Below are 26,016 nucleotides of genomic sequence, written 5' to 3' on the forward strand. Positions count from 1 at the left end.
CCAAGGACGATCCGGCGTGACCGTTGATCATGCCGTCATCGAAGCGGAAACCTGAGCGGATTTAGCGCGGAGGGCCCGAGGCCGAGGATGCCCCGGGCGCTACGTGGAAGGAAGCCTTGCCGCGCATAACCGGGGAGATTTCATGACGGAAGACACACTCGTGACATTCAATGCTGGCTCATCCTCCTTGAAGATCGGCGTCTTCGAAATGGCGTCGGGCGTGGCGCGTTCAGCGGGGCGGGCGAAGATCGACCTCGAGACCGGCCCTCCCCGGCTGTCTGGCAAGATTGGCGGCCTGGCCTTCGAACGAGAACTTGTTGGCGATCCAAAAGCCGACCTGGGTGATGTCGTCGCGCAGGTGATCGATCATCTGCATGCCGTCTTACCGGGCAAGATCATTGCCGCGGGGCATCGCGTCGTCCATGGCGGCATGACGTTCGACGCTCCGGTTCTGCTTGGTGATCAAGTCGTCACTGACATTGAAGGCTTGATACCGTTCGCGCCACTCCACCAGCCCGCTGCCTTGGGGGTGATCCGCGCCGTGAGGGACAGCCATCCCGCGATCGCGCAAACAGCCTCGTTCGATACGGCCTTCCATGCCTCGCAGAGCGATCTCGTCCGCCGCCTCGCGATCCCGCGAGCGATGCACGACGAAGGCGTTAGGCGATACGGGTTTCACGGCCTTTCCTATGCCTACATCGCTCACGCGATCGCGCGGATTGATCCGCGAGCCGCGGCGGGTCGCGTCGTGGCATGCCATTTGGGAAGCGGGGCCAGCATTTGCGGCATGATCGGTGGCCGGAGCGTCGATGTCAGCATGGGGTTCTCGGCTCTTGACGGAATTCCGATGGCGACGCGGCCCGGCTGGATTGATCCCGGCGCCTTGCTCCATCTCATGCGAAAAGGCATGATCCAGCCGGAGCGGCTGGAGCGGTTCCTCTACCATGAATGTGGCTTGCTCGGTGTCTCGGGCATCAGCGGCGACACGCGGGTTCTACTCAAGGACCCAAGTCGCGAGGCTGCCGAGGCCATCGACCTTTTCTGCCTGCGTGTGGCGGGCGAGATATCGCGGCAGGTGGCCACGCTCGGCGGACTCGACGCCGTGGTTTTCACCGCAGGGATCGGCGAGAACCAACCCGACATCCGCGGCCGGATCGCGGCGCGGCTGGGCTGGCTGGGCCTTGACTTGGACGACGGCCGCAATGAAGCTAACAACCAGATCATCAGCACGGCGAAGAGCCGGATCACGGTTTTCGTCATCCCCACCGACGAGGAACAGGTCATCGCGAGCGAGGCCCTTTCCGTCGTCTCGCGTCATAGGCTGTGAAGGAGAAGATCGTGAACGATGTCGCCATGAATGTCATCGATGATGCCGAACTTGCCCTGATCGACCGTTATTGGCGGGCAGCCAACTACCTATCGGTCGGGCAGATCTACCTCATGGACAACCCGCTCCTGCGCGAACCGCTGAAGGCGGAACACATCAAACCGCGACTTCTCGGTCACTGGGGCACGACACCCGGGCTGAACTTCATCTACGCGCACCTCAATCGGGTCATCAGGAAGCGCGACCTCGACATTCTGTACGTTTGCGGCCCGGGCCACGGCGGCCCAGGCATGGTTGCGAACACCTATCTCGAGGGCACCTACAGCGAGGTCTACCCAGACATCCCCGAAAGCACGGAAGGTCTGCGGAAGCTGTTCAAGCAGTTCTCCTTCCCCGGCGGCATTCCAAGTCACGTCGCGCCGGAGACACCCGGCTCGATCCACGAGGGCGGCGAGCTCGGCTACGCCCTGGTGCATGCCTTCGGAGCGGTATTCGACAATCCGAACCTGATCGCTGCCTGCGTTGTCGGTGATGGTGAAGCGGAAACCGGTCCACTCGCCGCTGCTTGGCACTCGACGAAGTTCCTCAATCCGTCCCGCGACGGCGTCGTGCTGCCAATCCTTCATCTCAATGGCTACAAGATCGCCAACCCCACGATCCTCGCCCGGAGCAGCGACGAAGATCTCACCAGTCTATTTCGAGGTTACGGGTATGAGCCAATCTTCATCGAGGGTGAGGATCCTCATTTTATGCACCGGAAGATGGCGGAGATAATGGAGTATGTCTTCGAAAGGATCCGCGAACTCCGGGACGAGGCTCGCGCCAACGCATCCTCGCCAGGCGTTCCCCGCTGGCCGATGATCGTCCTGAGAAGCCCTAAGGGATGGACGGGCCCGAAGGAGGTCGATGGTAAGAAAGTCGAGGGCTTTTGGCGCGCGCATCAAGTTCCGGTCGCCAATTGCCGGGGCGACGACGGGCATCGAGGGATTCTCGAGGAATGGATGCGGTCGTACGACCCCGACGATCTCTTCGACCACGAAGGACGGATGAAGGAGGAGCTTCGCGCCCTGGCTCCCACGGGAACGAAGAGGATGGGGGCAACGCCGTTCGCCAATGGGGGCCTGCTTCGCAAGGAATTGCTGGCGCGACCCATCAAGGATTTCGCCGTCGAGATTGGCGAGCGCGGCTCTCAACAGGTCCAGACCACGGAGATCTTCGGCCATTACCTCAGGGAGGTCGTCAAGCTCAATGCCGGCAACAAGAACTTCCGCGTCTTTGGTCCCGACGAGACCGAAAGCAATCGCCTGGGAAGCGTCTTCGATGAGACACAGCGGGTGTGGATGCAGGCCATCGAGGATTATGACGTGCATCTGTCACGCGATGGCCGGGTGATGGAGGTGTTGTCCGAACATCTTTGCCAGGGGTGGCTGGAAGGCTATCTGCTAACGGGACGACACGGCCTCTTTTCCTGTTACGAGGCTTTCATCCATATTATTGACTCCATGTTCAACCAGCACGCCAAGTGGCTGAAGGTCACACGCGAACTGGAATGGCGGGCGCCGATCTCCTCGCTGAACTACCTTTTGACATCGCACGTGTGGCGGCAGGATCACAATGGTTTCTCACATCAGGATCCGGGCTTCGTTGATCTCGTCGCCAACAAGAAGGCGGACATCGTCCGCATCTATCTGCCGCCGGACGCCAACACGCTCCTTTGGGTCGGCGACCACTGCCTGAAGACCTATGACCGCATCAACGTGATTGTCGCGGGCAAGCAGCCGGAGCCACAATGGCTTTCCATCGAGGAAGCCGAGGCCCATTGCAAGGCAGGCGCCAGCGTCTGGGACTGGGCGAGCTACGAGGAAGACACGATCGCGCCCGATGTGGTCATGGCCTGCGCCGGTGATGTGCCGACGATGGAGACGTTGGCGGCGGTGATGTTGCTGCACGAAGCGATACCTGACCTCAAGATCCGCACCGTCAATGTCGTGGACCTACTCGCGCTGCAAGATCCCGAACAGCACCCCCATGGCATCGATAACGCGGCGTTCGACCGCATCTTCACCAAGGACAAGCCCGTCGTTTTCGCGTACCACGGCTATCCATATCTCATACATCGGCTGACCTATCGCCGGACGAACCACCAGAACTTCCACGTGCGCGGTTTTATCGAGGAAGGCACCACGACGACGCCGTTCGACATGACGGTGCTGAACGAGCTGGACAGGTTCCATCTGGCGCTCGGGGCGATAGCCCGCGTGCCGGGGCTGGCGGAGAAGGTGCCGGATGTCGCGAACCGCCTACGGGAGAAGCTCGCGGAACATCGTGCCCACGTCGAACGGTATGGAGAGGATATGCCGGAGATCAGGAATTGGCGATGGAAGCGCTGACGAGGAACTCGGCGCGATCCAGTATCAACCGGCCACAAGAGCGAACCGGCAATGCAGAGGGGAATAGGTTCAGGTGTCTCTGCGCGGCGAGGCAGCGCGCATCGAAAGGCCTTTCGCGGACAGCGGGAAGCCGCGTTTCACCCCTGTGCCCGCCATGGCGGTCCAGCTCCCTGACGATTGTCGGGCACGACGTTGACCAGCTTCTCGCGGCGCGCGACGTTGCCAGAGCGGATTTGAGCCGCATCGTCATAACTGGAGCTCACATCGCGGGTCGGTCACGCCGATGTTATCTTCTCGTCGGATCAGGGCGATGGCCCTCTCGACGCGAGGCTACCGCCTCCAACGGAGCTTTCAAGGTGATCGCGCTGACAACGGTAGCGCGATCTTCTTGGACGGGTCGGTCAAAACGCTCATCCGAAGCCACTCGCTTGTCATCAGCGAGCGAGAACGGTGATAACACCGCAATAGCTCATCGCCGTCAAAAGCAGAAGCGACGCGGATGCCGCGAGAATGACGCGCCCGCCCGCGCTGGCGACGGTGCGAATGTTCACCGAAAGACCGAGCGCCGCCATTGCTAGGACGGTCAACGCGCTCGATAGCGTTAGCAAGAACGGGATGATCGCGGCTGGTATGAGCCCCATCGAACGAGCGATCACCACAATGATGAAGCCTATGATAAACCACGGAACGAGACCCCGTTGCGAATGGGCGCGATCACCGCGGTCCTTCTGAAGAATTCCAAGGACGAAGATGACCGGCCCCAACATCAGGACGCGCAGCAGCTTGATGAGCGTCCCGGTTTGCACCGCGACTAGGCCCGCGGGGGCGGCTGCCGCAAGAACTTGCGGCACGGCGTAGACCGTCAAGCCGGCCAAGGCGCCGTATTGCGTTACCGTCATGCCCGCATAGAGATAAACTAGCGGAAGGATGAGAACCGAGGCGACACCCAGAACCGCTGTAAAGCCCAGCGCGGCGGCAACTTCGTCCGAATCCGCTTCGATCACCGGAGCAACCGCAACGATCGCGGAATTGCCACAGATCGAGTTTCCGCAGGCGATCAACAGGGCAAGCCGGCTCGACAATCCGCAAAAGCGGGCAACGAGAAAGCTGGCGCAGATCGAGATGACAACGATCGCCACCACGCAGACGACCAGCGTCGCACCGGCGCTTCGTAGCGTTCCCAAACTCAAGGAAGCGCCCAGAAGCACGATCGCGATCTCGAGCAATGTCTTGGAGCTGAAACCGATGCCCGGCTGCCATGATGTTTTGCCGGGTAAAGCTGTCCGCGTGATGATCCCGATCACGATCGCAAAGACCAGTGCTTCGAGAAGCCCAACCCCGAATACGGCATGTTCCAGTCGCTCGAACAGATAGGCGGCCGCAGCCACCGCGATGCAGGCAAGCAAGCCGGGAACGATCTGGCGACCATGGTTGTAACAGTTTTGGAGGGTCATCGGGCACCTGGAATTCTAATGATTGCTTGACAGATTTTTCAGCTAATCGCGTCGACTTCCATCGAATATTCTTCTACATTTCATTCGACAAAATAGAATGATTTCCCATGACCTTTGAACAGCTTGCAATTTTCGTCGCGGTGGCGGAACGCGAACATTTGACCAAGGCGGCGGCCTCGATCAATCTCACGCCATCGGCTGTCAGCACCGCGATCAAGAATCTCGAGCACCATTATGGCGTCGAGCTTTTTCACCGCGTCGGCCGCCGCATCGAGCTGACGGAATCGGGACGGATCTTCCTCGGCGAAGCGAAGTCATTGCTCTCGAGAGCGCGCGCGGCCGAGCTCGTGCTCAGTGAACTCGGCGGAATGCGGCGCGGAGCGTTGAGTGTGTTCGCCAGCCAGACGATCGCCAGCTATTGGCTCCCTTCCCGCCTCATGCGGTTCCACGCGTCACACCCGGGCATTGACCTCACTCTGACGATTGGCAACACCCGAACGGTCGCCGACGCGGTCATATCCGGCGAGGCTGATGTCGGCTTCGTGGAAGGCGACATCGACGAGCCGGCGCTCGCCGCCTCGGTCGTCGCGCAAGACGAACTGGTGGTGGTCGTTAGTGCGTCGCATCCTTGGGCGCGCGGCGGAACACCACCGAACGACGAGCTTGTCGCCGCACCTTGGGTGATGCGCGAGATTGGCTCGGGGACCCGTTCCGTATTCGAGGACGCGCTTGTCGAGATGGGTATAACGGTCGGGGATTTGACGATCGCGATGGTGCTGCCATCCAACGAGGCAATCTTGGCGGCACTCGAGGACAGCCTGTGCGCCGCCTCCGTTTCCCGTCTCGCCGCTCAGCAACACATCGAGGCCGGCAAACTGATCGAGGTCGATTTTTGCCGGCCGGTCCGTGAATTTCGCCTTCTGAACCACAAGGAGCGGCACAACAGCAGGGCCGCCTCGACTTTGATCGAGATGTGCCGCGTCAAAAAGCTCTAGCTGCCGCTCAAAGCTCAGCCAGCGTCGCAAAGGTCGCGGCGAACGATGCGTCGGCGCGATAAAAGACCGGCGGCTCACCGACCGGCGCGGCAATACTGATTTCCTGACCGCCGGCATACGCCTCGCCGCTCCATACGTGTATCCAGTCAACGCCGTTTGGCAGATAGAGCAATCGTTCTTGCTGTCCGGCTTGCCAGACAGGCGCGACAAGCAGTTCCTTGCCATAAAGGTAGCTGTCCTGGATCGCATAGGTGTCGCGGTCGTCTTCATGATGCAGGAAGAGTGGTCTCTGCACCGGAAGGCCTGTTTCCTCGGCGGCTGCCGACAGTGTGCGGAGATAGGGTGCCAGATGCACGTAGAGGCGCGTCATGCGCGCGAAATGCGCCAACACTTGTGGATCCAGGTCAATCTGGACGTTGTCACGGGGCCGATTTCCCTCATGCGTGCGCATGACCGAGGTGAAGACCGACATCTCCGCCCAACGCATCAACAGTTCAGGGGTCCGTACGTTTCCGAACAAGCTGGTGTACCCGCCGATATCGGAGTGATGGTAGGCGTTGCCGAGCAATCCTGACGATAGTGCCGCCGAGATGACGGTCACGAGACCGTCATGGCGCGAAAAGTCAACCGATTGGTCTCCCCCCCATAGCAAAGGGCAATGCGCTTGGACGCCGGTGAAGCCTGCCCGCATGAAGAACAGCGCTTCACCAGTCATGCCACGCGAGGCGACGGCATTGGCATTGACCTCGGCCCAAAGGGTCGGCCACGCATTGTGCATCAGCTTGGCGTCGATGCCATTGTCCAGATTGACATCGATCGGCAGGTATTCGCCAAAATCCGCCATCCAGCCGGATAGACCGAAATCCAGCATCTTCTTGCCGATGACCTCTTCCGCAAACCATTCGGCCGCTTCCGGATTGGTGAAATCGACGACGCCGCAATCGAACTCGCCGAAATCGACCAGGGCTGTCGCGCCTTCCGCGGTCTTGGCAAAATAACCGGCACGTTCAGCCTCCGGGAAGAGCGGACCATCAACGCATAGGTAGGGGTTCACATAGCCCAGAAAGCGGATGCCCGCGTCATTCAGCTCGGCCATCTTCTGGCGTAGACCCGGATAGCGCTCCTCGTTAGCCTGCCAGTCCCAAAACAGTCTTGCGCCGAAGGAGGTCTGCCTAAGCCCGACCCAGTCCTCACACCAGAGACCGGAGACCTGTACGCCGGCGTCCCGCATCGCCTGCAGCCTGGCGAAGGAGTTGACACCGTCTTTCAGGCCAATGATCGCACCCTTATAGACCCACTCGGGTAGGCGCGGCTGGCGGCCGAAGCGCTGGGAAAGCTGGCGGACGAGCTCTACGAAACTGGGCGCCGCGAAGAGCTCGATCCGTTCGGGGATCGCCCAGGCCTCGATCTCGTGGAAGCTCTTGTGGCGGAAGTCGAAGACCGAATAGGCGGTCGTCTCCACATGCAGTGCGTAGCGTGCCGACGAGACATAGGTCGGCTGCGGGTAGTTGGTATTGAAGTAGTCGCCGCCGGCGCGATCCTTGATGTTGGACTTGAAGGTAATCTCGCTGGTCTTGTCGCGGCCGACGCCCGGCTCGGACGTCCAGAGCGGAAAACGCCTGCCGCGCATGTCGAAATAAGACATCTGCTCGCCGCCACCCCAGACATGCTCGTCATGGTCGGCGGCGACCCGCATCCAGAAGCGGTTGATCAGCGGATCGAGGGCTTGGATCTCGATGGCGCTGTCGGTGAGGGTCAGGACGAGGCGTGGCGGCTGGCCAGCGCGTTCCGACAAGGCGATCCGGCGCCCGTCGATCTCGGCATGCGCCAATCTGCTGCGCTCGATCACATAGTCCTCGATGTCGAAATTGCCGCGATACATGTCCATGCGCTCTTCGCCAATGCCAACGAAGATCGCGGGTGCGCTGCTTGTGTGGTTGAGAACGACGCGCCCGTCGAGGGACACGGTGAAGCCCGAAGCAGTCGCCTCGAGCACGATGCGTTCTCCGGTCCCGCTCGCGTGCCTGAGTTCAGTCGGCGCCGGACGTTCGAGTGTTGAATCGGTAAACATATGATGTCGCTGCATTGCTGTGGCGTGGCTCATCCCTTGATGCCTCCCGAGGTCAGGCCGGACACGACACGCTCCTGGAAGATGACGATCAGGATTGCCACCGGAACGATGCCGACGACGAGCGCGGACGAGATGACCGGCCAGGGAAAGGCGAACTCGCCCTGATAGAGCTGGATACCGACAGGGAGGGTACGGAGCGACGGATTGGAGTTGAATGACAATGCCAGCAGGAACTCGTCCCAGGCGTTGACGAAGGCGAGGATGCCCGCGGTGAAGACGCCGGGCGCGCAAAGGGGAACGACGACCTTGAAAAGGGCGCCAAGCCGGGTGCAGCCGTCGATCATCGCCGCATTTTCGAGATCGCGCGGGATGCCCTCGAAGAAAGAGATCAGCATCAGCGTGCAGATCGGCAGGGACAGCACCGTATAGGGTAGGATCAGTGCAACCCACGTGTTCAAGAGATTGAGCGAGCGCATGATCTCGAAAAGCGGTACGAGCAGGGTCACCAGTGGGAAGGTGGAGACGGCGACAATCAGCGCCAGGATCAGTCCACGGAAACGCAGGTTGAGCCGCGCCAACGCGTATGCGGCGAGAACCGATACGAAGAGCGTGAGCAGCGTCGACAGCAGCGCCACCATGAAGCTGTTGAACAGGAACAGATGCAGCGGCTGGTCGGAGAAAGCCTGCATGTAGTTTGCGAGCGTGGCTTGATGCGGCAGCCAGGTGATCGGTTTCAGCGTCAGTTCGCTCTCCGTCTTCAGCGACGTGAACAAGATCCACAGTGCCGGGAACAGCCCGTTGACGAGCAGGATCGCGGCGGCAATGAAGCGCAGAGGTTTACCGGTCAGGAACGACGCGGGGCTGGGAACGACGACGGCGCTCATGACCTATTCCTTTGTCCTGATGATGCGGAGATAGACCGCGGTGACGACCATCGACAGCGCGAACATGACAACGGCGAGCGCCGATCCGTAACCGAGGTCGAGGAACGACACGGTGTTTTGGTGGATGTACATGGCAAGCGTCGCCGTCGACGTACCCGGACCACCGCCCGTCATCATGAATGGGATATCGAAAGTCTGCAGCGCGGTAATGGTGCGGAAAATCAGAGCGACGACGATCGAGGGCTTGAGCAGCGGCAGGGTGATCTCGAAGAACTGTCGGATACGCCCTGCCCCATCGACATCGGCCGCCTCATAGAGAGAACGTGGAATGGTCTGAAGGCCAGCAAGGATCATCAGCGCCATGAAGGACGACGTCTTCCACACGATCGTCAGGCAGATTGCGGCGAAAGCCCAGTTCGGGGAATTGAACCAGATGATACTGCCGAAGCCGAGACGCGTGAGCACATCGTTCACTACACCGTATTCCGAGTGGAAGAACCACGCGAAGATCAGACCCGCGAAGGACAGCGGCAGCGCCCAGGGGATGAGCAGCGACAACCGCACCGGCCATTGCATGGCAAAGGGCAGATTGGCGAGAAGCGCAAGTCCGAGGCCGACCAACAGGGCGCCAGGTACCGTGATGATGGTGATCAGCACCGTGTTCCACAGCGTCTGCCAGAACACCGGATCGTCAATCATCGCGCGGTAATTATCGATGCCGACGAACTCCGCCGGCAAGCCGGAAGTTAGCGACAGGTTGAAGAAGCTGGTGTAAACCAGCCGCCCAACCGGATAGACGATGATCAGCGACAGCAGGATGGCTGCGGGCGCCAGCAAGAGAACGGCCAGCGCGCGGTCGCTCAGGTCGAGCCATTTGCTCCACCGCGGCAATTGCTCTTCATCCGCGTCAGTGAGCGGCATGATTGATATACTCACGGCGAGCGCTCCTGCTGTGCGTGTTCATGTCATATCCCTTTCTGTCGGGGCGCGGTCAGCGCGACCTGCAACGCTGAAACACGATGCACCGCAGGTCAGCGCATGGTGCGCAAAGGCGGATTATCGCAAGATCCGCTTCAGCCGCGCTTCGATCTGCGAAGCGCCTTCTTCCGGCGTGCTGACACCGGCCAGCACGGCATTGATGGTGGTGCGGATCGTCTCGCTGACCTCGTTGTAGCGAGGGGTGACAGGGCGGGCCTTCGCGGTTTCAACCACCGGCAGAGCGCGGGCGAACCACGGCGCCGCCTTGGTGACGTCGGCATCCTTGTAGAGATCGGCATAGGTCGGCAACAGCGCGCCATTGACCGCCATGAACTTCGAGACTTCAGGGCTGGACAGGAACTCGACAAGCTTCCTTGCCTCTTCCTGATGCGTGGAGTAGGCGGACACGCCGAACTCCCAACCGCCCAGGCAGCTTGCTTGCTCGCCGCCGGTCACTGACGGAAGCGTGGCAACATCGACCTTGCCGACAACGGCCGAATCCTTGCCCTGGAAGCTGGACCAGCCATAGGACCAGTTGATGGCGAACACGACGTTGCCAGCCTGGAATTCCTTGCGAGTGTCATCGGTCGCCACTTCGGAAATGTTCTTCTTGGCGACGCCATCATCGACGAAGCTCTTCCACAGCGCCAGCGACTTGACCGCGGCATCGTGATCGAAAGTCAGCTTGCCGTTCTCGACGAGCGTCTTGCCCTGGCTCCAGTAAGGCAGCAGGAAAGTGCAGACCGCACCCTCGATCGCCTTGCCCTGGAATGACAGGCCCTGAAGATCTGGACGCCCTTCACCCTGGGTGATTTTCTTGGCCGCTGCCGTCAATTCATCCCACGTCTTTGGGGGCTGGATGCCGTACTTGTCGAGCAGATCCTTGCGATAGTAGAGGAACATCGCATCGGCGAATGCCGGGATGGCGACCACCTTGCCATCGACGGTATTTGCTTCCGTGTAGGTCGGCAGGAACTTCGACATATCCTTGTCGGAGAAGTCGCTGGTCCAGCCGGCCTTGGCATATTGAGCCGGCCGGATGACATCGAGCATCAGGACGTCGAGATTAGTGTCCTTGGCCGACATCACGGTGTTCAGGTACTGAGCCTGAGCCTCCGACGTGTTGCCGCCAGCCTCGATGGTGACCTTCACCCCTGGCGTCTTGGCTTCGTATTGGTCGAATACCTTGCGCCATACATCGGGATGATGCTGGCTCGACACGAAGATCTTGAGTTTCGTATCTGCGAAAGCCGGAACGGCCGAGCCCAGAATGCTGGCGCAAAGCGCCAAGCCGATAAGTGGCCTGCTGATCATGTTTTCCTCCCAGTGATCATAAGCGCGGACCTCAATCCTCCGCCGCGCAAAGAGCTTCAGGCGATCGCGCGCTGCGTCGCGGCGTCGAACAGATGAATCCTTGAAGGGTTGACGCCGATCCTGATTTCCTCGCCGGCATGCGTGCGAACATCAGGCGGCATACGTGCGGTCAAGACGTCGCCGCCCAACTGGAAATGGACCAGTGTGTCGGAGCCGAGCGGCTCGACGACCTGAACCTTCACGGCCAGTTGGACATCGGATGCCGCGACCGGCGTGAAATGCTCGGGCCGAATGCCGACGATCACTTCCCGGCCTTCGTCCAGCGTTCCTTGACCTGAACGGACAGCGGCACATGGCAGCTGGTTGCCGTCGGCGAAGAAGAGACGGTCGCCCTTGATCGCGGCTTTTGCGAAATTCATCGCCGGAGAACCAACGAAGCCACCGACGAAGACGCTGTTCGGCCGGTTGTAGACTTCATCGGGTGTGCCGACCTGCTCGATATCGCCGCCGCGCAGAATGACGATGCGGTCCGCCAGCGTCATCGCCTCCACCTGATCGTGCGTGACGTAGATGATGGTCGTGCCGATCTGCTGATGCAGACGCTTGATCTCGGTGCGCACCTGTCCGCGAAGTTTGGCATCGAGGTTCGACAGCGGCTCGTCGAACAGAAACACCTGCGGGCGGCGCACGATCGCGCGGCCCATGGCGACACGCTGACGCTGACCACCGGACAATTGCCCCGGCCGGCGATCCAGAAGATGCGAGATGCCGAGGATTTCCGCCGCCTCGTCGATGCGTCGGTTGGAATCGGCAATGTTCGTTCCGCGCACCTTGAGGCTGAAGCCCAGGTTCTCGCGCACGGTCTTGTGCGGATAAAGCGCGTAATCCTGGAAGACCATGGCAATGTCGCGTTCTCGCGGCGGCAGCGCGTTGACGACCCGATCTCCGATACGGATTTCTCCGCCGGAAATGGTCTCGAGCCCGGCCACCATGCGCAGTGTCGTCGATTTTCCGCAGCCGGACGGACCAACGAAAACGACGAACTCGCCGTCGGCGATCTCCAGATCGATACCCTTGACGATGCGCAGAGCGCCGTAACTTTTGTCAAGCTTCCTCAGACTTACCGACGCCATGCGTTCCTCCTCCAACCTTGACCAAAATCAAACCAAGGCCACCTTGGCAGCGATCATACCGACCGCGATAAGGAAATCAATAGTGTATCAATTTTATTTATGTCGATTAATTTACAACCTAACCTATTGAACTTTAGAGCATCCATTGTTTATGCGGAAATTGCATTTCGTCAGTTTTTCCCGGGCCCTTGGCGGAGCAGGATAATGTCCAACCTTAGCGAAGCCGGCTGACGTAACGTGCCAGTTCATGATCATACCACGTATGCGAGAGCTCGGCCGTCGCACCGTCCTGTGCCTGGCTCATACGCACGACATGGGGTACCGAACTACCCGGTTTCTGCCCAAAGGCCTCGGGCGCCCATTCGGGAACGGCACTCATCCCGATCTGATCCTCGGCGCGCGCTATCCACAGTCCGAGCCTGGTCCTGTAGTAGAGATAAAGAGATTCCGACAATTCCTCCGCGGTGACCGTTTCCACATAGGATCCGTCGAGCCAAATCTCCTCCACGGCCACCACCTTGCCGGACAGACGACGCAAACGACGGATGCGATGCCCTTCGCTCGAGGCGCCGAACGTCGGCAAATACTCGGGTTTTTTCAGTCGGCATACATCCAGTACCTCGGCGGTCGGAAGCCCGCCGCCGCCGACCAGTTCAAGTCGGAACATGGCGTAGACGCTCTTGGGATCGCTGATCGCCCTGATGTAATTGCCCGAGCCTTGAACGCGCTCCAGAAGGCCGCGGTTTTGCAATTCCGCCAGGGTCTTGCGCAACGTTCCAACGGCGATGCCAAGGTTGGCGGCCATCTCGCGCTCGGGGGCAAGCTTCTCGCCATCGATCAACCGCCCCGCCGCGATATCACGAACCAGAAGCTCGGCGATCTGGAGATACATGGGCAGGCTGCCGCGGGCGTTCTTCATTTGCAGGCTTTCCTTGGGCGCGAGACAAAAAATTGATACACCATTGATTTACTAAAAACCTGATGATATTCAAGTGTCATTCGGCAGCTGAGGAGGAATTTCATGACCGTTGTACCGATAACATCAGGCGATCTCGATGCCGCCGAAGTATCATGGTTTTCCGCGCTGTGCTCCGACGATTACGCATATCTCGGCGTTCCTGACGACACTTTGCGCTCGAGCTGGGCGCATTGCTCGTCAATCGTTCAAAAGACGGAAGCGCTTGGCTTCCGCAACATCCTGTGCCCCTCGTCCTACCAGGTTGGCCAGGACACACTTAGCTTCGTTGCTGGTTGCGCGCCGATCACGGAGAAGATCAACTTTCTCGCGGCGATCCGCTGCGGCGAAATGCAGCCAATCATGCTGGCTAGAACTGTGGCCACGCTCGACCATATGCTGAAGGGTCGGCTGACGCTAAACGTCATCAGCTCCGACTTCCCTGGCGAGGTCGCCGACAGTGCCTACCGCTATCGCCGCAGCCACGAGGTGGTTGAGATCCTGCGCCAGGCCTGGACGCGCGACACGATCGACCACGACGGAGAGATCTACCAGTTCAAGGGCGTCTCCACTGAACCGGCGAGGCCATATCAGCAGAACGGCGGGCCGCTGCTTTATTTCGGCGGCTATTCGCCTGACGCGCTTGAACTGTGCGGCGCCCAGTGCGATGTTTATCTGATGTGGCCCGAGGTCAAGGAGCAGCTTGCCGAGCGCATGCGCGCCGTCCATGCCCGGGCCGAGGCCCATGGCCGCACGCTCGATTACGGCCTGCGCATTCATATGATTGTCCGTGACACCGAAGCCGAAGCCCGCGAGTACGCTGAGCATCTGGTGTCAAAGCTTGATGACGAGTATGGCCAGCTGATCCGCAACCGCGCCCATGACAGCATTTCGCTCGGGGTTTCCCACCAGGCGCGGGCCCGCGAACTCGCCGACAAGTTCGGCTATGTCGAACCCAACATCTGGACCGGGGTCGGCCGCGCGCGTTCTGGCTGCGGCGCCGCTTTGGTGGGGTCCACCGATCAGGTGCTGACCGCACTCGAAGACTATCAGAAAATGGGCATCCGTGCCTTCATCTTCTCGGGCTATCCGCATCTCGACGAGGCCGAGCATTTCGGCACGAAGGTTCTGCCGCAGATGAAGACCTGCTCTCTGCCGGAAGTACGAGGCAGGGTTCCCGCCGAGACCCCAGCCACTCCCCTTGGAAATGGAAAGCGCCACTGATGGAACGCATCGAACTGAACGCCGACGTTTCGCTGAGCCGGCTCGTCTATGGAATGTGGCGCATCGGCGATGACGCCGACACTTCGCCGGCGCATGTGCAGGCGAAGGTCGAGGCGTGCCTCGCCCAGGGCATAACCACTCTCGATCAGGCCGATATATACGGCGGCTACACCGCGGAAGCTATTCTTGGTGGTGCGTTTCGGGCGTCACCCGGCCTGCGCGACAAGCTGGAGATCGTTACCAAATGCGGCATCGTGGCGCCCGCTGGCCGGCATGCCGCCTCGCGCGTCAAGCACTACGATACCAGCGCCGCCCATATCAGGGCCTCGGTCGAGGCGTCCCTGCGCGACATGGCGACGGACCGGATTGATCTCCTCCTTATCCATCGCCCGGACCCATTCATGGACGCGGACGAAACCGGCGCGACGCTCGATGCACTCGTGAAATCGGGCAAGGTGAAAGCGGTCGGCGTTTCCAATTTCCGGCCCTGGGATTTCGCACTGCTGCAATCGTCGATGAGCACCCCTTTGGTGACCAACCAGATCGAGCTCAGCCTCTCCGCCACCGACGCCTTTACCAACGGCGATCTCGCCTTCCTGCGGGAGCGCAAGCGGCCGGTCATGGCCTGGTCGCCGCTGGGTGGCGGTTCTCTGTTGACCCGGGGTGGTGCGCTCGCCACGAGACTTTCCAAGATCGCGGCCGAACAGGGTGTCGATGTCGCCGCGGTCGCGGTCGCGTGGCTGCTGGCGCACCCGGCTTCGATCCTACCGGTGCTGGGGACCAACAACTTGCGGCGGATCGCGGCAATCTCCGACGCGAATAAAGTGTCAATCGATCGCCAGACCTGGTTCGAGCTCTATTCACTTGCCAATGGACATGAGGTGCCGTGATGACAATCGTCGAAACCGCGAGATCCTTCGAAGAGCATGTGTTCATACCTGATGCCGAGACCACGCGCAGCTACCGCAACGCGCTCGGCGCTTTCCCAACGGGCGTGACCGTTGTGACCGCGAACACCGATGCCGGTCCAATTGGCATGACGGTAAACAGCTTCGCATCGGTCTCACTCGACCCACCGCTGGTGCTCTGGTCGCCAGCCAAGAGTTCGTCGCGCCACGCACTCTTCACGTCCGCCGGACATTTTTCCATTCACGTCCTGAGCGCGGAGCAAACAGCGCTTAGCAGCCGCTTTACGCGGGGCGGCCAAGGCTTCGCGGATCTAGGATGGGAGCATAACGTGGAAGGCGCTCCCATCATCCCTGGAACGCTTGCCCGGTTCGAGTGCGAGCAGCAGTCTGTCTATGATGCTGGCGATCACTCACTGGTCATTGGGCGGGTATTGCGGGTCGGGCTGCGGGATGGCGAGCCGCTTTGCTTCGCACGCGGTGGTTTCGGCCGGTTCGAGCGTCATGCCTAAGAGCTTGATCGGACAAGGCCCGAGGCAAGTTTCATTTCGCCGTGGTATCTGTCGCCCATCACGCGCGGTTTCCAGTTTCGCTCGCTGAGTTACGGGCGGGCAAGCGTGGGCCGCTGTACCAATGTCAAGCCGGACACGATCCGGCGGTTTTTCGCGGGCGGCGGAAAAGCCTTCAGCTCTATCCCATGGGAGATGAGAAGCCCGCCGCCTAACATCTGAAAATTCCGCCGTTATCGATTGCGGTGCGCACCATGGCGGGGTATGGATTCGCATCGGACCCGAGGGCAAGGGAACTGCATGTCACCATTGAGTAGCGGTTCCAGTGAATTGCAGCCGGGCTCCGTTTCGCGCGCGTCACTCGCGATCATTGGCCTGATGTTCATGGCGCTGCTCTCCGTCCTAGGTTTATGGCTCGGTTCAAGCTACCAGGCGACCGTGAAACGCGCTGACGCCCAGGTAACCGCTGCTTCGAAAATCGTTGCCGCTAACGCGGTCTGGCTCAATTCGCTTGCTCGCGAGACACTACACCGCATAGACGATTCCCTGGGGTCGAACGTGCTCTCCGCGGATGCGGAACGGGTCCACGATCTCAACGCGGCCGTCGCGGACCTCCCGCCGCAGGTGACGGCATACGTGGTCGGCGCCGACGGTCTCACGCTGTTTTCCAACAACCCCAGGACACAAGCGATGGACGTGTCCGATCGCGACTACTTCACACGGCTGAGGAATGGCGCGGACGAATACACATCGGACTTGATCGTCAGTCGCTTGACCGACCGCCAGATTTTCGTCGTCAGCCGGCGGCTCGAACGGAATGGAAACTTTGCTGGTATCGCCGCTATTGCCTTTAACGCGGATGTACTCAGGCCAATCTGGGATGCTGTCGATATCGGACCAAATTCGACGGTGAGCTTGATCAGGCGCGACGGCAAGCTCATCGCGCGCCACCCAGAGCCCCCGGGTCCGGTCGACATGGGTGGGTACGTGCTCTTTACTGACTACATGAGGAAGGCGACTGCTGGTGTCTATCGCTCCTATTCGCCTGTTGACGCCCAAGACCGACTGGTTGGCTACCGTATCATAGAGCGAACACCATTCGTCGCCATCGCGTCGGCCGACATTGGCGTCCTCATGCAACCATTCTGGGACGATGCGAAGATCGCTGCCCTTTTGATATTTTTCGCGGTTATCGGCGCGATCGCGGCCGCGCTCTGGATCCAAAAACTAATCAGAGTAGATGGGTTGCACACTCGTCAGCTCGCGCAAGCGCTGGCAGCGAACCAAACACTGATGCGCGAGATACATCACCGGGTCAAAAACAATTTGCAGACGGTCATGGCACTGCTTCGCCTGGAGGGGTTCGAGCCCGACGTGGTGCGAAGGCTCAATGAGCGTATCTCCGCGATGTCGGCCGTGCATGAACAGATGTATGGCTTCGATCAGTTTAGTGGAGTATCCGCGGTCGAGTTCATCCCGTCCTTCGTGAGCACGCTCGTAAACGTTCATGGGCAGTCCGTGACTGTTTCGTTTGATGTCGAGAACGTGACGATCGCGCCCGACCGAGCCACGCCCTTCGCCCTGCTCGTCAATGAGTTGATCGCGAACAGCATGAAATACGCCTTCGCCGGCCGAGAGGCGGGGTCCATCCGTGTCGGTCTTCGATCCGGGGCCGAGGGTTTCGCCGAACTCTCCGTCGTTGACGACGGGATCGGCTTTGATGGAGACACGGATTCGCCCGGCATGGGCACACGCTTGATCAAGGCTTTCGTTCAACAGCTGGGTGGTGAGTTTCGTTTCGTGAAAGACAATGGAACGAAATTCACGGCGGTGTTGAAGATCGCCGATTGAGCACACCGAAGCGTCCTCCCCACGTCCGTGAGCCGCTTTCATTTTGGACACGGCGCGTCGCGCCAACATCCGGCGTTGTCGGGTGAAAGGCCCGTGCGTCGACCCGTTTCCCCATACACGGATCAAAACCACGGGAACTTTCCTCAAGCTCCGGATTTGTCAGACGAACCAAGAGGAGGTCCAAGCATGTTCGTCCGAGACGTTATGACAAGGCAGGTAATGACCGCGGCGCCCGATGCCAGCATCAGGCAGGTTGCGCGGGTGATGTCACAAATCGATTCTGGCGCGGTCCCCATCGTCAACGACAAGGTTCTCGGTATCGTGACTGATCGCGACATCGTAGTGAGGGCGGTGGCCGAGGGGCTCGATCTTGACGGCCCGGTGTCGGAGATCATGACCTCGGGAGTTGAGAGCTGTCTTGAGGATGACGACCTGCGCGAAGCTTCTCGCGGAATGTCTGAGCTGCAGATGCGCCGTCTGTTGGTCTTCGACCGGGCGGGCAATGTATGTGGCATACTTTCGCTCGGGGATATGGCGGTTCTTGATGAGGAACTAGCGGGCGTTACGTTGGAAGAGATTTCGGACGACGAGGACCCGAGATAAGCCGTCGTGTCCCAACGATGTTCGCGACGTGAAGGCCCGTTGTTAACCTCCTGAAAACCCAGTAAGTCGCTGGTCTTTCCACGACCTTCAACCTCTTCACGCCTCGGAGATTCTTGAAAAGCGAACTTGCCGGTCGACCCCGCCTGGCCGCGGTGTGATCTCGGATGCCGAGGGCGCTGACCGAATGATGTGATGTGCACGCGCTTTGGGTTTGGGTCCAAGTCGTATCACTCGGCCAGCCCACGAACTATCGGCCAAGCATGCAAATATCGCAATACTTGCATGTATGTTCGTACGTTACCGCGCTGATGATCCAGCCACCGCGCAAGCTTGATCAGTCACTGATCGATTTGGCGACCAAGCTTGCAGTCGAAGAGATGATTTCAGCGACCACCTTGCTATCGCCTCGCCTATTTCGCGAGCCGGTGCAAAACTCACTTGGTTCCCAAGCGCCGAACCGCGCCAGGGTCTTTCAGCGAAGCCTCACGAGCCGGCGGACATACGGAGCTAGCATTTTCCAGATCGAACGCCATTTATCGTGAAATCGAGGATTTGGAGAGAAGGACGTCATGCGGGACATACAAAGTGACGAGGCCGACCTTAACGCCTCGATCATCGAAATCGAAGCTGTTGAATTTGATCCAGGATCCCCGGGCTGGGCAGCGTTGTACGCCCGGCTTGCTGGTGGCAGCACCTTGAGACTGGAATTTGACGCAAAGGCGTTTGTCACGCTGGAGACCGCCATTAGCGCGGCGCAAAAGCAGATGACCGAGGACCAGGGAGTGCAGTGACGCCCGCAATGAGGGTGTTTATCGCCTTCCGGACGCTTCTCGCGGACCATGCTCAAGAGGAGCCGCGGGCGTGGTCCATGCCGGCGGCTGGCGACCGGCGCTTGCCATCGGCTCGGCTACCAGCGCGCCGATCTCGCCCAGCACTGGATATTCCCTTGAAGAAGCGGGCGACCATCCGTCCGCTGGCGCTCGCGGGGATCGTCTTTGGGTCTGGCCGGTCATCGCGCTGTCCCTCTTTTCGTTGTTGAGGATAATGGTGGCAAGCGCGATGGACTGCTGATCCGCCGTTTTGCCGAGGGTCAGAGGAGAGCATTGGAAGCGTCAGAGGAAGAAGAACTCGTATGCGATCGTCGAGCCATTGCGCGGCCTTTTCACCCGCCGGATTGCCCTCGTCGTTGATCGCAACGTTCTCGACCTGAGGGACGCGGCATGTCTCAGACGGGATTTCCACTCCCTCCGCGAGAACGTGCCCGCGAGGATGAGCGTGATCCCGTAGCGTGACGCGTAACATCAAGAGCGCGGTTAAGTGCCCCTGCTCCCTGAACCTTGGCAACCGCGATCGCCCGCGACACGAGCGCGGGGCGCTATTGCTGACTAAGGAGCATCGACCAGTAAGACGCGTGGATCAGTATCGCGATCGTCAACGGCCTGGAACCACGCGCGAATTTCGACGTTTCACTGCCATTCCAAGGACACCAACGCCGACTGCTTGTCGGCCGCGAATCAGACGGAAGGAACAACATCGTGGGCATCTTTGACCGCATCAAGCAGGCTATCCTCGGCCAAGCGCACGCTGCCCAACAGCGCGGCGGCGGTGCTTCGGTCCCGATCGGGCGGACGACCGCCGCGGGCGCGACAGCGCAGTCTGGTTCATCGTTGTCCGGGGGCAAGCCAACGCCCTCCCCGGTGTCCACCCAACCCACGACACCACCGTCCGGCCAGATCGCATCCCCAGCTCCTTCCCAGGAACAGGCCTCCGCTGGCGCTTCCTCGATCAGTTCCCCCCGGGCCGTCGACATTGTCCCCATCTTGGATGCCGCGGTGACGAAGTCAGGTCAGAAGCTCGACTGGAAGCGTTCGATCGTTGACCTGATGAAGGCTGTGGGAATGGACGCCAGCCTCGACGAGCGTACGGAACTCGCGCGCGAACTTGGCTACGCCGGCGATGCGCACGACTCCGCGAGAATGAACACCTTCTTGCACAAGGCGCTGATGAAGAAGCTTTCTGAAAATGGTGGAACGGTTCCGGCTGATCTTCTCGACTAATCACCGATCCTCATTTCATCCAGCAGGGCGCTAACAGGTGTGTGTCGCATCCGTCCACTGAAAGGAAAAGACCATGATGAGCGGACCAATGAAAGCGCTTCTAGGCGCTATCGTCATCGCGGGGTACCAGAACCGCGATAAGATCGGGGAATTCATTCGAGGCTTGCAGGGCCCACGGTCGGGGGGTGATTACGCCAGTGGACGGGAACCTGGATCCACCACGTCGCAACCCGCCGGTGGGCAGGGAGGCATCTTCACGGGCCCCGGCGGCCTTGGTGATCTTCTTGGCGGACTGACGACTGGCGGAATTCTAAGCGGTGGCCTCGGCGACCTCCTGAAAACGTTCCAACAGAACGGCCATGAGGATAAGGCGAGGAGCTGGGTCGAAACTGGTCCCAACGCGACCATGGACAACGACCAGCTTTCGGAAGCTCTTGGTCCGGAAGTCATCAACGAACTGTCGGCCAAGACAGGATTGTCGCCGCGAGACATCCTCGACCGCCTTAGCCGCGACCTTCCCACCGCTGTCGATAACCTTACTCCCCATGGCAAGGTGCCGGACGCGGGGGACGAATTCCTAGCTTCCGCCAGCGCGCCAACAAACAGCCCCCAGACGCAAACCTAGTCGAAGAACTCAATAGGAGGAGCCGATATGCCAGACTCGAAATCGCCAGCCGTCCAGTCAATGCTGAATGAGCAAGCCAAGCAGCGCGAGAGCGCCCGCGAGGGTCACCTCGACAAGGGTCTCGAGGATACATTCCCCGCCTCGGACCCGGTATCGGCGACGACCACCTCGATCCCCGCGGGTCGCACGGATCCAGATGAAGCAGCTCGCGTCGCCGATGACCCATCCTTCGCGACGCAGGGCGATTATCCCTTGGTCGACGCCGCCCTCGCCGCGACAGGCGAGAAATCGAGCGGCTTCGACCACGATGTTCGGCGTGAGGGACTTGATGGCCTCCGTCGCGATGCTGGCCGCGTGGCGGACTCCATGTCAGAGGTCGCGGAAGGCGGTGTTCACCTGGCGAAGTCGCAAGTCCGCGGGATATGGACAGACGTGGAGGCCAGGATCCGCGATCGCCCCCTCACGGCGGTCGGTATCGTGGCTGCCCTTGCTTATTTGTGGGGTGCGACCCGCTAGTGCGCATAAGCGGCGCAAGGGAGCCTGGCCGGCGCCCGTCGCCGGGATCCACCCGGGTTCCAAAGGCTGCCGAGATTTGGCCGCCTTTGTCCGCGAGAGGCATTTTATCGGGTGGACGCAGCGAGTGTCCGCCCCACGCTTTCTTGAACGCGGGCGGCGGACCCCGGAGGCGCGGCGGCTGGCATGAAAGCGCGGCCGCCGCGTTAACCCGCCGCAACAAAAACAGTGTGTTCGCTTTCACGGCTGCCCGTCGGCACTCAAGCTCTTCTGTGTCCAGATTGTTAGTGATGTGTCGGGATGACGGATTTGGAAGCAGCGATGCATTCGAGCACGTGGATAAGCTTCTCGAACTCTCGCAGTATGTCGAGAAGATCGGTGGTCTCCATCATGGATATTTCGTCAACCGAGCCGCGGACCGTGAAGATGAGAGTGTCGATCCAAATGTGTTTGTCTGGCGGGACGCCTTGGACTGCCGTTGCGTAATAGGTTTCCAACTGCCCGAGAATCCGTTCGATCAGGCAGTGGCGATGATGTCGATCAAGCAATGGCAGCGCGTGGCAGGCATCGTTGATGTCGGCGGCAAGTGTCATGCTGTCCTCCTGGGCGTTTCCCAGATTTATCACAACAACCGAAACGGCTATTGGGACTTAGGTCCGAGTCTTGTCATCAGTCCGGTTCCGTACGGTGTGGGCCGCGCGCCGCGCCACGTCGCGCGCTTGAGTTCGCGGCAAGCGGCGGCTGGCGGTGCGCGACCATGGTTCAAGTTGCCTATCCGCGCCGTGCCTCAATCAGATGGTGAAGACGCCACGATTATCGGTCCGGCCTGGGTTCAGGTGCCCCTACCCGGCCATGAGCTTATATCGATGGACTTAGGTCCCCCGCCTCTATGTCCCCTCAGCGTTGAGGGCGGCATGTTCGACGATGGTTTCCTCGCGCGAGCTACATCGTGCATCAAGACGGGAAAACAGATGCGCTTCGCCCGACGCCCGGCCCGCCCCAAATACTGGTCCAACCAAAGAGGCTCCGCGCTATGAAACCGTAACCGCGTCCATTCATCGATGGCCCAGCCTCACTTATTGGAATTGCGCGTGACCGAGGGCGTTTGATTTGTCGCATTCCCCGGTTTCATTTCACGGTTGTCCCCCGCCGCCCCTTTTTCTCGCGTCAATGAGAACACGTCCATCGGCTTACTTCCGTTACCGGTATCAGGCGACTCGTCGCGGGAACCCAAGCATCTGACTGAACCGGTCTGGTTGGGGGTTTCCCGTCAGGGCAATTCGACGAGCTCAGCCAGAGCACCGGGATTTATGTCTAGTACGCGCCACGCCTACCCCGAATTTTCATGGGTAAGGAACCACATCACTTTATGAGAGCTCAATGTTTGCTTGCCTTGTGGCGGTCGAAGGCTCGGTGGCCTTGGTTTTCATATTGAACCGGGCCGCGCGGAGACGCGCGGTCTTGGCATGACCAGACAAGTTCAGGTCTGATGACATCCTATACATCGATGTCTCGTGTACCACCAAACATGGTCCAGGGTTGATCGACGTATTCGAGCGACACTTTGAGATGAGGCATGCTTGCGGCTCGTCTAGCATCGTTGCTTTTCAGATCACCGCGCACCATCACCTTGACCGGGAAACCAGGTCGCCATGTCCGTCGTCTCATGCCACCTCTCAACTGCTATTCCGGAACGCTTTCCGGGCGGCTGAGTTCCAGGGGGAGATGTCGAGCGGAAGGTGCGGAACGAACTGCTTGAACGGAGGTTCACATCGCACGGACGAAACGCTCGCCACGGTGCGTTCTAGTGGGTAACGCGGCTGAGAAGGTTTCGGGGAATGCAAAAGACCGCCGGCAAGGCTCGCCAGGTGGAGGCGGACGTTCGACGGGCAAAAGGTTGAGCGAGGAAAACAAAGCTCGACAGTGCATCGCGCCCGCGACGGGACCAGCTGGATGAACCGGTCGCGCGTTTCTAGCGGGCGCTATCCAAAGGAAACGGCGAATGTCGCCTACTTGTATAACTCTTGAAAGATAGGATTTCCAATGTCTCAAGGCGATAATCCGAACACCAATCCCATCCATGCCCTTCTCGCGGAGCTTGGCATTGTTGACCCGATTTCCGTTGCCGATGTCCAGGAGCGGCATGCCGAGATTATCGCGGCCTATCAAGACGGCAAATTGACCGACGCCGCCCTCCGCCACAGTCTAGCGCGAGCTTGCGACGAAACCGTCACTGGAACACTCGATACCGAGCCAGATCAACCCAATCGAAACCTGCGGTAACGGGTCACGCGCGTGCCCAATTAGGTCGACACAAGAGCTCGAAATACATTGGCTCGCAGGTGAGAGAGGTCAGGAACATCCACGGCCTTGTTGGGCGCGATCCAGCGCATCATTGGAATGCTCCGAGCCGTGAGCCCTATCCCGTCATGAGGACTGAAGACGGCCACTGTCGGCTCCCACTGGCTCTGTTTCCTGGCGGGAGATGCCTTGCCTCGCGACGGGCACGGACCGCACTGGACTGGTTGCCTCTACCACCAACGGGACGGTCACCGGCGTAAAAACGCCTAACGCACCGGCCGGGTGGCGCGATCTTTCACTTCCTCCGCCTTGCCTGGATTTCCTCCGACTTGCCGCGGCGCGTTAGACCCGCGCGCGGCCGGTGCGGCTGTTCATGGTTCGCGCGGTCGGCGCCCGCTGGAACCGGAAAGAGAATACTGGACTACCGCCGACGTCCCGCCACCGCATCGGGAAGCGTCAACACTTGAAACAAAGGACACAAATCGCCAAATCAACAGAGTGGGGACAGCTATATGAAGTGGCCAAATGACGAAGCAAGTTTCCGTTCCAAAAAGTTCACTCGATACGTTGGGCGCCATTGCAAGGTTTCGCCGTCAACATCGTTCCAGCCGAGGCTGGCTGCTGGGTAACAGACAAGTTTCATCGGCGGCGATTGCTCGCTTGGAACAGAAATCCCTGGTCAAGGAGGTCGCCTTCAAAGGCGAGCCAACCCTCATCCTCACCGAGGTCGGTAAGCACCTCCTCGCGGAGCACCCACGGGATTAAGATCGGGGCTTTGAACGCCCCTTTTGAATGGCCCGGTGCTTTCCTGTCGTGAGCCTTGGAGCTTCAGATATACCGTGCCGGAGAACGGACAGTCGATGATCACGTCACAAGAAAAAGCCCACGACGTGGAGGCGTGGGCTTTTCTTCTCCGCTGTTGAGGGTTGGCGGAGGGAACGAGATCCTCGAGTTCAAAAGGTCCGTTCGCGATGATAACTTCGCTTAGCATTGAAGGTTCCCCACCAAATAAATTGGCATTTGTCCGCAGCTTGCTTTCGGTGCGTCGATCGACAAATGGATCGCCCACGCCTAACACAATCCGGGGCAGACCATCTGAGCGGTAGGTATCTTCCACCCAGGAGGGTCGCCCTCGCCCACGATGAATGCTACGGATTGCTCGGCTTTCGCGGTTGCTCCCCAGCAAGCATCTCGTCGATGCTAGCACCTTCGCCACTGTCCCCTGATCTCAATGCTCCCCGAGCTACCTTTAGGTCATCCATCATCTTCTCAGCGAAAGCGACAGCTTCCTCATCATTCAAGGCACTATCGGCGGACATGCGGACGCTAACGAGCTCGTTGCCTTCCCCGTGATACTCGACCGTGATCGTGCCCTCGGTCGTTCTTGCTACGTTTATGCCTAACAGGCGCATCTAAAACTTCCTTGATTTGTCGACGCGACGAATAGATCGCTCGCGCACAGGAAAGCTCTCGATGATAATAAGGTTCCATTGCACACGCCAGGCGATCGGGACGACACGCGCTCAAGTTCAAAGAGCGCATTTCAAGGGATGATCTCCTTGCGAGCCTGTCCTCGACGCCGGCGAGGTTTGTTGACTATGCCTTGTTCGCGCCGAAGGAGCATGAACCCGCCGCAAGCGTTACAGTAGGCAGCCAAAGCGGCGGCCTTGATCGGGATATGGCGGCGCTTAAGGGTGGCGGTCGAGGAGCTGGCTAATTCATCGGCCTGGAGCTTCGTCGTCAGGTTCCGTCGAACGGGAAGCAACTCAGCGCACCCAGCTTACAGCCTTGGGGACGTCAGTCTGGTTGACGACCCCACAGCCGACACCGCGTACGGATGCCATTGCTGCACTAGAGCGTCGGGCAGTTTCTTTGAATCTGACGATTCCCCTGGCTTCGATTTTATGATTCAACATGGCAGGAGGAC

At 60.0% G+C, this 26,016-nt stretch carries 22 protein-coding genes; 14 read left to right on the forward strand and 8 right to left on the reverse strand.

Going from position 1 to position 26,016, the window contains the following annotated elements; translation table 11 throughout:
• The first annotated feature begins 142 nt into the window (after positions 1-142).
• Positions 143-1,327 (forward strand): acetate/propionate family kinase, encoded by a 1,185-nt coding sequence (locus ACCD05_RS19710; RefSeq protein ID WP_313760638.1) that lies wholly within the window; start codon positions 143-145, stop codon positions 1,325-1,327.
• A gap of 26 nt (positions 1,328-1,353) precedes the next feature.
• The gene (locus ACCD05_RS19715; RefSeq protein WP_413394813.1) at positions 1,354-3,717 is read left to right on the forward strand and encodes a phosphoketolase; all 2,364 of its coding nucleotides are present in this window, start codon (positions 1,354-1,356) and stop codon (positions 3,715-3,717) included.
• A 434-nt stretch (positions 3,718-4,151) separates the two neighbouring features.
• Here ACCD05_RS19715 and ACCD05_RS19720 read toward each other — a convergent pair whose 3' ends face one another.
• Positions 4,152-5,171, reverse strand: a complete 1,020-nt coding sequence (locus ACCD05_RS19720) for a YeiH family protein (protein WP_413394782.1) — start codon at positions 5,169-5,171, stop codon at positions 4,152-4,154.
• A gap of 107 nt (positions 5,172-5,278) precedes the next feature.
• Here ACCD05_RS19720 and ACCD05_RS19725 point away from each other — a divergent pair, with 107 nt between their 5' ends.
• Positions 5,279-6,166, forward strand: a complete 888-nt coding sequence (locus ACCD05_RS19725; RefSeq protein WP_413394784.1) for a LysR substrate-binding domain-containing protein — start codon at positions 5,279-5,281, stop codon at positions 6,164-6,166.
• 7 nt (positions 6,167-6,173) lie between these two features.
• Here the strand turns inward: ACCD05_RS19725 and ACCD05_RS19730 are convergent, their stop codons facing one another.
• From ACCD05_RS19730 to ACCD05_RS19755, 6 genes are all read right to left on the reverse strand, one after another.
• A complete protein-coding gene (locus ACCD05_RS19730; protein WP_413394815.1) occupies positions 6,174-8,165 on the reverse strand; it encodes an alpha-glucosidase in 1,992 nt (663 codons plus the stop codon).
• A gap of 101 nt (positions 8,166-8,266) precedes the next feature.
• A complete protein-coding gene (locus ACCD05_RS19735; protein WP_111563990.1) occupies positions 8,267-9,121 on the reverse strand; it encodes a carbohydrate ABC transporter permease in 855 nt (284 codons plus the stop codon).
• Between the two features lie 3 nt (positions 9,122-9,124).
• On the reverse strand, positions 9,125-10,042 hold the full coding sequence (locus ACCD05_RS19740; RefSeq protein WP_111563989.1) for a carbohydrate ABC transporter permease: 918 nt from the start codon (positions 10,040-10,042) through the stop codon (positions 9,125-9,127).
• A 135-nt stretch (positions 10,043-10,177) separates the two neighbouring features.
• On the reverse strand, positions 10,178-11,413 hold the full coding sequence (locus ACCD05_RS19745; RefSeq protein WP_413394786.1) for an ABC transporter substrate-binding protein: 1,236 nt from the start codon (positions 11,411-11,413) through the stop codon (positions 10,178-10,180).
• A 56-nt stretch (positions 11,414-11,469) separates the two neighbouring features.
• Positions 11,470-12,546, reverse strand: coding sequence for an ABC transporter ATP-binding protein (locus ACCD05_RS19750; RefSeq protein ID WP_413394788.1), 1,077 nt, complete (start codon positions 12,544-12,546; stop codon positions 11,470-11,472).
• A gap of 214 nt (positions 12,547-12,760) precedes the next feature.
• Entirely contained in the window at positions 12,761-13,465 is a 705-nt protein-coding gene (locus ACCD05_RS19755; protein ID WP_413394790.1) for a GntR family transcriptional regulator, read from the reverse strand.
• 102 nt (positions 13,466-13,567) lie between these two features.
• On the opposite strand from ACCD05_RS19755, the gene ACCD05_RS19760 reads away from it, so the two are divergent.
• The 9 genes from ACCD05_RS19760 (at position 13,568) to ACCD05_RS19800 (ending at position 21,791) form a co-directional block, all read left to right on the forward strand.
• Entirely contained in the window at positions 13,568-14,725 is a 1,158-nt protein-coding gene (locus tag ACCD05_RS19760) for an LLM class flavin-dependent oxidoreductase (RefSeq protein WP_413394792.1), read from the forward strand.
• Entirely contained in the window at positions 14,725-15,615 is an 891-nt protein-coding gene (locus ACCD05_RS19765; RefSeq protein WP_413394794.1) for an aldo/keto reductase, read from the forward strand. Before ACCD05_RS19760 ends, ACCD05_RS19765 begins: the two co-directional genes overlap by 1 nt.
• Entirely contained in the window at positions 15,615-16,142 is a 528-nt protein-coding gene (locus ACCD05_RS19770) for a flavin reductase family protein (RefSeq protein ID WP_111563983.1), read from the forward strand. Before ACCD05_RS19765 ends, ACCD05_RS19770 begins: the two co-directional genes overlap by 1 nt.
• Before the next feature lie 297 nt (positions 16,143-16,439).
• A complete protein-coding gene (locus ACCD05_RS19775) occupies positions 16,440-17,990 on the forward strand; it encodes a histidine kinase dimerization/phosphoacceptor domain -containing protein (RefSeq protein ID WP_112436266.1) in 1,551 nt (516 codons plus the stop codon).
• Positions 17,991-18,176: 186 nt separating this feature from the next.
• Positions 18,177-18,593 (forward strand): CBS domain-containing protein, encoded by a 417-nt coding sequence (locus ACCD05_RS19780; RefSeq protein WP_112436267.1) that lies wholly within the window; start codon positions 18,177-18,179, stop codon positions 18,591-18,593.
• Between the two features lie 569 nt (positions 18,594-19,162).
• Positions 19,163-19,384, forward strand: a complete 222-nt coding sequence (locus tag ACCD05_RS19785; RefSeq protein WP_111563980.1) for a hypothetical protein — start codon at positions 19,163-19,165, stop codon at positions 19,382-19,384.
• 744 nt (positions 19,385-20,128) lie between these two features.
• The gene (locus tag ACCD05_RS19790) at positions 20,129-20,650 is read left to right on the forward strand and encodes a DUF3597 domain-containing protein (protein WP_413394797.1); all 522 of its coding nucleotides are present in this window, start codon (positions 20,129-20,131) and stop codon (positions 20,648-20,650) included.
• A 73-nt stretch (positions 20,651-20,723) separates the two neighbouring features.
• Positions 20,724-21,275: a YidB family protein gene (locus tag ACCD05_RS19795; protein WP_112436269.1), complete on the forward strand. Its 552-nt coding sequence runs from the start codon at positions 20,724-20,726 to the stop codon at positions 21,273-21,275.
• A gap of 27 nt (positions 21,276-21,302) precedes the next feature.
• Positions 21,303-21,791 (forward strand): hypothetical protein, encoded by a 489-nt coding sequence (locus ACCD05_RS19800; protein WP_111563977.1) that lies wholly within the window; start codon positions 21,303-21,305, stop codon positions 21,789-21,791.
• Positions 21,792-22,072: 281 nt separating this feature from the next.
• On the opposite strand, the gene ACCD05_RS19805 is transcribed toward ACCD05_RS19800, so the two are convergent.
• Positions 22,073-22,381, reverse strand: a complete 309-nt coding sequence (locus ACCD05_RS19805) for a hypothetical protein (protein WP_111563976.1) — start codon at positions 22,379-22,381, stop codon at positions 22,073-22,075.
• Positions 22,382-23,831: 1,450 nt separating this feature from the next.
• Between ACCD05_RS19805 and ACCD05_RS19810 the strand changes: the two genes are divergently transcribed.
• Together ACCD05_RS19810 and ACCD05_RS19815 are read left to right on the forward strand one after the other, a co-directional pair.
• Complete coding sequence (locus tag ACCD05_RS19810; RefSeq protein WP_112436270.1) at positions 23,832-24,071, forward strand: hypothetical protein; 240 nt, start codon at positions 23,832-23,834, stop codon at positions 24,069-24,071.
• Positions 24,072-24,614: 543 nt separating this feature from the next.
• Positions 24,615-24,854, forward strand: a complete 240-nt coding sequence (locus ACCD05_RS19815; RefSeq protein ID WP_111563974.1) for a hypothetical protein — start codon at positions 24,615-24,617, stop codon at positions 24,852-24,854.
• Positions 24,855-26,016 lie beyond the last annotated feature (1,162 nt).

Source organism: Rhizobium sp. Rhizsp42 (genome assembly GCF_047304155.1).
Classification (GTDB): domain Bacteria; phylum Pseudomonadota; class Alphaproteobacteria; order Rhizobiales; family Rhizobiaceae; genus Rhizobium.